Origin of the sequence: Jannaschia seosinensis (genome assembly GCF_001408515.1) — a bacterium.
Classification (GTDB): Bacteria; Pseudomonadota; Alphaproteobacteria; order Rhodobacterales; family Rhodobacteraceae; genus Jannaschia; species Jannaschia seosinensis.
The window spans coordinates 1-6659 of the sequence record NZ_CYPR01000141.1; the positions used below are offsets into that span (position 1 = coordinate 1).

7 protein-coding genes and 1 pseudogene are annotated in these 6659 nt (G+C 64.2%); all 8 read right to left on the minus strand.

Translation table 11 applies throughout. The features are described 5' to 3' along the window. Nucleotides 1-220: transposase (locus JSE7799_RS10595; RefSeq protein ID WP_186201906.1), on the minus strand; the 220-nt coding region annotated here is incomplete at its 3' end. A gap of 141 nt (nucleotides 221-361) precedes the next feature. After that, a pseudogene (locus tag JSE7799_RS10600) lies at nucleotides 362-667 on the minus strand (IS481 family transposase); the annotation flags it as partial. A 248-nt stretch (nucleotides 668-915) separates the two neighbouring features. Next, a complete protein-coding gene (locus tag JSE7799_RS10605; RefSeq protein ID WP_055663581.1) occupies nucleotides 916-2118 on the minus strand; it encodes a hypothetical protein in 1203 nt (400 codons plus the stop codon). Nucleotides 2119-2344: 226 nt separating this feature from the next. Then, a complete protein-coding gene (locus JSE7799_RS10610) occupies nucleotides 2345-3490 on the minus strand; it encodes a tyrosine-type recombinase/integrase (RefSeq protein WP_055663582.1) in 1146 nt (381 codons plus the stop codon). Between the two features lie 54 nt (nucleotides 3491-3544). After that, nucleotides 3545-3850: a WGR domain-containing protein gene (locus JSE7799_RS10615; protein ID WP_055663583.1), complete on the minus strand. Its 306-nt coding sequence runs from the start codon at nucleotides 3848-3850 to the stop codon at nucleotides 3545-3547. A 401-nt stretch (nucleotides 3851-4251) separates the two neighbouring features. Continuing rightward, nucleotides 4252-5280 carry an IS110 family RNA-guided transposase gene (locus tag JSE7799_RS10620; protein ID WP_055663584.1) on the minus strand — a complete coding sequence of 343 codons (1029 nt, stop codon included), beginning with the start codon at nucleotides 5278-5280 and terminating at the stop codon, nucleotides 4252-4254. Then, on the minus strand, nucleotides 5277-5840 hold the full coding sequence (locus tag JSE7799_RS22295) for a transposase (RefSeq protein WP_370736654.1): 564 nt from the start codon (nucleotides 5838-5840) through the stop codon (nucleotides 5277-5279). Before JSE7799_RS22295 ends, JSE7799_RS10620 begins: the two co-directional genes overlap by 4 nt. Then, a complete protein-coding gene (locus tag JSE7799_RS22300) occupies nucleotides 5744-6433 on the minus strand; it encodes a hypothetical protein (RefSeq protein WP_370736655.1) in 690 nt (229 codons plus the stop codon). Before JSE7799_RS22300 ends, JSE7799_RS22295 begins: the two co-directional genes overlap by 97 nt. Between the last annotated feature and the right edge of the window lie 226 nt (nucleotides 6434-6659).

A 6659-nucleotide genomic window follows, 5' to 3' on the forward strand; every position in this document is an offset into this window, starting at 1 on the left:
CCAGCGATATCCGTCCGGCGCGGGTGTCCCAGTCCCGCTCGCGGTATCCATTTCGCTGAACCTCACGCGACGGCGAACGCACGCCCTTTGCTACGCCAGTTCTGGTCTCAATCTCCGCTTCCATGATCCGCTTGGCCGCGAAAGCCAGCATCTCGCGCACGAGATCGCCATCGGCCTCCTTTTCAACCAGCTCAAGCAGCGCCATTCTGTCGTCGGTCATCGTCGTCTCCGTTCTTGGTTTCGAGTCTCGCAACCCGAACCTTCTCGAAGATCGACGGTGACCACCAGCGTCACACCCTGCCGCGCGCTACGCTACGCCAAGGGCTTCGCCCGCGGCCTCCTACACCAACCGCTGGGACACTATCCCCGAGCGCGAGGCGTTCAGGTTCAGGAACTCCCGCACAACCGCCAGCAGATCATCCAGCGACACCAGCAGCGCCTTTCGCAGGGCCACCGCGACGGCCTCTTGCGGTGGTGTCAGCGTCGTCTGGAGCCTGTGCGGCGTGTGGCTGCGATCCGCGACGCTGTCGCGCTTGCGCCACTTGTAAACGGTCTGCTCCGTTATGCCGAAGCGCTCGGCCAGGACCGGAGCAGGCTCCGTGCTCGCCTAGATCGCCGCCCGCACCTTCGGCGTGGTCGTGGCCTGCTTGTGAAGATGTATCACCATGGTCGTGCCCCGTCTCGAAGGTCCCTCAGAACCGATCTTGCCATGAAGAGCGCGGATCGTCGCGGGGAAAGGTGATCATCCGGGACGGAACAGCTATGAACCCGCGTCCTCCCGGCCCTGCGGCGGGATTTTTCGGTGCATCAAACAGCTTAGGCTAAGCTGTTAGGAGGATGTGGGATCGCACTTTCTCGATATTGCGATAAACGGTCCGAGCCTTGCCGCCGCCGGTAGCGAAGATGCCTCGACCTTCAGCTTCCGCGATCTTGCCGGCTGGCGTATTTCGCGAGCACCGCGTCCGCATGCGTCATCGCGTCGTCGAGCGCCGCGAGCGCGGCCGCCTCCCGCGCTTCGTCGTCCTCTCGCAGAGCCGGACTTCGGACTCCCGCGCGTTCCGCGATCGCCCGTTGCGGGTCGTTCGCCACCCCAGGAGCGGTCTGTCTTTCACCCCGGTCCACGCGCCTGCGCGGCGACCGCAGGGCCAGCCGGTCGGCCATGTCGGGGCGTGCCCAGACGCGCCAGGAGGTGCGGGGGGTGATGCACCGCAGGATGCCCGCGGCCTCGGCCTCGTCAACCAGCGTGAAGGAGGCACGCCGGGAGACGCCGAGCGTCTCGCGCAGGTAGGGCGCCGTCAGGAGCGGCTCGCGCGCGACGAGCCGGACGAGATCGCGCAGCCGCGACTTGCCGCTACGGGCTGCCGCCACCGCCTGCGCATCCATGCGCCAGCGCCGGAGCACGGCGAGCTGTCCAAGCGCCCGGTCGGCCTCCGCCGTGAGGCCCCCGAGCAGGCTCTCGAGCCCCGCCAGCGTGCCGGGCGACCAGGCGCGAAACCCGCCCTGGGTCAGCGCGACGGACGGGGTGAGAATCCAGCCCGCCTCCACGCGCCGCAGGAGCGAGGCGGGTCCCGGCCCCCTGCCCTCTTGGGTCCGGCCCGCGCCGCGCAGCGCGTGCTCGGCGGCGATGAAGACCAGCCGGTCGGCCGAGGGCGCGGTGGAGTCCGTCTCCATGCGGAACACGATCGCCGCGCGCAACGCGCCCAAGAACGGAGTCGGCGCCGCCTCAAGGGGCCGGCGGATGCGATCGGCCACCGCAGCGCCATCGAACGGGAAGGCCCCGTCATCGATGGAGACTGCGGCGCGCCAGCAGCGGTCGAGCACCGCCGCCGTGTCGCCGGCCAGATCACCGGGGCTTGCGATGACACGGAGAAGTGCTGTGACGGCGTCCGCGCCGCGCGCGCCTTCCGCATCCGTGAGCCGGTTTTCGAGATGGCGGTGGATCACGTCGCCCTCGAAGACGTGGATGTCTTCCAAGGCTACGGAGCGGCAAGCCTCGGTCAGCGCCGCGCCGCTGCGCCACATCAGCCCAAGCTCCGGATCGGCGGCGAAGGCCCCTTCCAGCCGGGCCGCCCGGCTTTCGAGACCGAGAATGCGCAGGAGGAGGGTTTCGGGCGGCATGCGGGACCTTCGAACCTTCCTCATTATAACGCCGTACGAGAATCTTAGAATTTTTTAGTGCGCGTGAACAGAATCTATCTGCACTCTGATCTGTCTTTCGGCTGACGCGTAAACGCAATTGATAATCCGTCATTATCAGCGGTGACCCGGAACAGACCGAAACCCCCTGCCCCCGAGGGAGATGTCGCAGCCGTTTTTGAAAGGATCCCGTCCGTCCGGGACCGGATCAGAGCAGCCGGGCCGCCCTGCCTTCGCGCTGACGCTCATCCTTGAAGTAGCCCAGCAGCGTGTCGAGTGAGCGGTGCAGCGTCTGCTCCATCACTTCGGGCGCCGGGATGCCCTGCTTCAGCGCCGAGGTGATGTAGCCGGCCCGCACGCCATGGGCCGAGAAGTCCCGCGGGTCGTGACCGATCTCGGCCAGACGCGCCTTCACCACGGCGTTTACCGCGGCGGGCGAAATCGACGTCTCCTGGACGTTTCCCCATCGGTCAATCGCAAGGAAAACCGGCCCCGCCACGAGGCCGGCCATCGCAATCCAGTCCTTGAGCGCTGTCGCCGCGCGGCCCGACAGGAACACCCGCGCGTCCTGTGTTTCGGTCGTGGTCTTGGTGCGGCCCATGCGCAGCCCGATGCTCGCGATGCTCTGCCCCGCCTCCGTCTGGATGTCGTCGAGGACATGGATTTGGCTCATCATCAGGTTCGAGATCTCAGAGCGCCTCCGGCCGCCCGAGGCGAACATGGTCGCGATCAAAGCAAGATCGCGCGTGGCCCGCAGGCGTGTGCCGACGGCCTCACTGTCGCGGCCCGGTGCGCTGGCACGGATCTCTTCCAAGTGATCGAGGAGCTCGATTACAAGCTCGGCATCCACCACCCGCTTCGAATGCTGCCCCCGGGGCCGCTTCGCAGCGCGCACCGCGGCGCGCAAGGTGCGCGCGACCTCGGGCTGAGAGAATGGACCCTCGACGCCCTTCCAGCGACAGACGGCGCGCCAGGTCGAGATCCGCCGCGACACCGTCGCCGGCGCATGCGGGCCGGAGCTGCGCAGGAAACCGCCCTCGCGGAGCGCGTGCCGGACGATGTCGGGCATGCCGTGATCCGCGCTCTGCACCCTCTCGTCGGGATCCCAGAGATGGTGGGCGATGAACCGCAGGACGGTCTCCGTCCGGGGCGGCCAGTCCAGCGGATGACCCGTCGCGGCCCAGGACCAAGCTTCCAGATAGCCCAAGTCCGACCGAATGGCGCGCAGGGAATTGTCGCCCATGCCGCGGTTCAGAAGATGGGACAGCGTGTCCCGCTCGGCCAGCGTAAGGGCATGCGCCTCATCCTCCGGCAAGCCCGCCTGCGTGAACCTGTGCTCGATATCCTGCCCCATGTGACGAGCTATATCTGCCCGGCTCCCGGCGGCAAGCGCGCCTGTCTAAGCGGATCAGTCACGTTCGAAGAGCGGCAGTTCCGGGCCATCCGCGCGATGCTGTTTGCACGGCTCTCCCAGCGGCGCGTAGCCCCTCAGGACCTTCCGGGTGACGATCTCCGAGAGCCGGTGCGACATCTCTCGGCGCGAGCCGCTGGCATCGATCCGCATCCGCCCTGCCCGGCCCTGCCGCCCCCAGCGAACCACCAGAACGTGCAGGCCGAAGAGATCCGAAACGACGGACACGCCGTAGAACCGGTGCATGTTCATGTCCGGGTCGTCGCGTATCAGGACGGTTTCGGCATCTTCGCATGTCGGCATCGAGGAGCCCTCCGCAGAGGCTCAAGACCCTACGAGGCATGGAATCGGGGTGCAAGATCCGGTCATGACGAATTCTCGATGACGCGCGGGAGCACACTACACGACTCCGCAGGGCTTTCGTTCTTCTCTGGTTGCCGCCCGTGGTGCAAGACGCTTTTGACCTGTCTTGGTTCGTGATCGAGTGCGTTCTTCTCTTAGGCCTTTATGATTGCGGCCGTTCAAGAAGCCGCTGGCCGGGATGGTGATCTGCGGATCGGGTCCATATCTTCTGCAAGAGCTTTTCGGCTCGAGAACGACGTCTGGTTTTCCCCATCCAGATCATTTCGATCATTGCGCCCATTCAGGTCATCGACTTCTTCCACCTCCTTCACCGACGCCCGCTCACATGGGGTCTGTAGCCCTCATGCAGAAACAGCTCGCGCCGGATCTCGATAGTCCTCCTTCTTTGTCATCATTGCCCAGATGGCCTTTGCCATCTTGTTGGCCAGCGCGATGGCGACCAGCATGAGCGGCTTGCGGTGCAGCAGGCGTGCCAGCCATGATCCCTCTGGGATCGACTTTCGGGCCAGCACTGTCAGGCGCGACATGGCCCCTATGATCAGCAGATATCGTATGTCTGTCTGGCCGGCTTTCGAGATCCGTCCCAGGCGTTCCTTCCCGCCGGAGGTGTGTTGGCGCGGCACGAGGCCCAGCCAGGCCGCAAAATCTCGCCCGCGCTTGAAGCTGTCCATGGGCGGAGCGAAGGCACTGATGGCCCGCGCGGTCTGCGGCCCCACGCCGGGCATCGTCTGCAGCCGTCGTGCTGCATCATTCGTCCCGGCAAGATTCCGGGCCTTTGCTGTCTTGGCTTCGATCCGGGTTGTCTGCTCGGATATCTGTTCAAGCAGATCATGGCACTCATCCCGCACCAGCACAGGTAAATCGCTGGCAGGATCGTCGAGGACAGCTTCGATCCGCTTGAGGTGGGCGATGCCTTTAGGAAAGACATGGCCATATTCATAGAGCACTGAACGCAGGGTGTTCACGATTTCGGTGCGCTGATAAAGAAGCCGCTCACGCGCACGGAAAAGCACCGCGCAGGCTTGCTGATCTTCCGACTTCGGCTCGACAAACCGCATCTCGGGGCGCTGTGCCGCGACGACGATCGCCTCAGTGTCAGCAGCATCGTTTTTCTGACGCTTCACGAACGGTCGCACATATTGCGGCGCGATTAGCCGGACCTCATGCCCAAGCTTGACCATCTCTCGCGCCCAATAGCTCGCGCTGCCACAGGCCTCCATCACCACGACGGCAGGTTCGTGCTTCGACATGAACTGTCGAAACTGGACCCGAGTCACCTTCTTTCGAAACTTCAAGTGTCCGGCCATGCTGGCCCCGTGAAGCTGGAAGACGCTCTTTGCCAGATCCACTCCAATCATTGTATCTTTCATTTGCCGTCCTCTCCTTTGCGTGGCCTTGAACACCACGACCTTGGCACATCGCGATGCCGTCTGGGGAGGGCGGCAACCATCCCATCTTCTGGGTTGATCCTCTGCCACGACGCGATGGCGTCGAGGGGATCGGATCTGAGGCGGCTTCGGATGTGGTCGAAGCCGGTTCGAAACCAAGATCTGGCGTAGTGGCCGTGGCTTTTGCGCGGCGGCGCGCGCTTGCCGAGAAGGTCTGCGGCGGCGCGACCGGCCCAGGCAAGGGCAAGCGCGACAAGGGACATGAGCAGAGCGAGTTTGCGTGGATCGGTGAGACGTGTGTCCTCGAGGTTGAGGCCACGCGTCTTGGCATCGCCGAACAGACATTCGATCGCCCAACGTTTGCGGTAGGTTTCGAGCGCGGTGCGCGGCGCGACGTTGGTAACCACGATCAACCACTCTCCCTTGAGCGGCTTGGCCGCGACGTTCAGGAGCGGCGTATTGCTGGCGGCTGCGTCCTCGCGTGTGCCGAGGCGGGCGCGAAAAGCCCGGCCACGGCGGGCCAGGCGCAGCCTTGCGCGCAAGGTAAGGTCGTGACCGTCCTCGGTCGTAATGCGAAGATTTCCCTTACGCGGATAGCAAAGGGAATATTGTTTTTACTAAGAAATTCCATCCATCCTGCGCCGACAAACTCGCGATCGGCAAGCAGCAGACGGATGGTCGTCGCGGGAAAATTCGCGAGATATCGCTCCATCAGGGCGATGCGCATGTCGGTGTCGGAACACCCGCGGCCTTCGATCAGGCTCCAGACCAGGGGGACGCGGAAACGACGGGTGACGACTGCGAGCACGAGAAAGTTCACCTCGGTCTTGCCGATCTGCCAGTTGGTGCGGTCGAGCGCGAGCAGCCATGATTTGTTCAGGCCCAACAGCCGGACCAGAAGCGGGAGCGACCAGTCCTCGTCGAGATGGACGTGCTGGAAGAAGCGTTGCAACCGACGGTATGTCGACGAGGTCAGGGCCGATCCCGGTCGTTCGCAGGCAAGATGGCCGAGGTTCACGCTGCGCGCGCTGACCATGCCGATGACGATCATGCAAAGCGTCTCCAGACGGCTCTTGCTCAAGTCGAGATCTGGACGCAGGATATTCGTGAGGGCGGAGATGGCGTGGTGAAGCATCGGACGTTTCCTTGGTCGGAGTCGTCCAGTTGAATCCATCCAGCCGCCCTCAGTCAGCACTGTGTCGTGTAGTGTGCTCCGCTGGCCAATTCCGCAGATTTGTAATGGACGCCGAACGATTTAATCCAATTGCTTTGGTGGTTCTCAGACTACACGACTCCCACCCGCAGCGAGTTATGCCCGAAAGTTGGTGATGGCCTGAAGTAGGCGGCATATCATGGCGGTG

Bases quoted from the DNA above. Each gene is read 5' to 3' on its own strand.
- JSE7799_RS10605 (WP_055663581.1), bottom strand. From the start codon at position 2,118: ATGCCGCCCGAAACCCTCCTCCTGCGCATTCTCGGTCTCGAAAGCCGG.
- JSE7799_RS10615 (WP_055663583.1), bottom strand. From the start codon at position 3,850: ATGCCGACATGCGAAGATGCCGAAACCGTCCTGATACGCGACGACCCG.
- JSE7799_RS22300 (WP_370736655.1), bottom strand. From the start codon at position 6,433: ATGCTTCACCACGCCATCTCCGCCCTCACGAATATCCTGCGTCCAGAT.
- JSE7799_RS10610 (WP_055663582.1), bottom strand. From the start codon at position 3,490: ATGGGGCAGGATATCGAGCACAGGTTCACGCAGGCGGGCTTGCCGGAG.
- JSE7799_RS10620 (WP_055663584.1), bottom strand. From the start codon at position 5,280: ATGAAAGATACAATGATTGGAGTGGATCTGGCAAAGAGCGTCTTCCAG.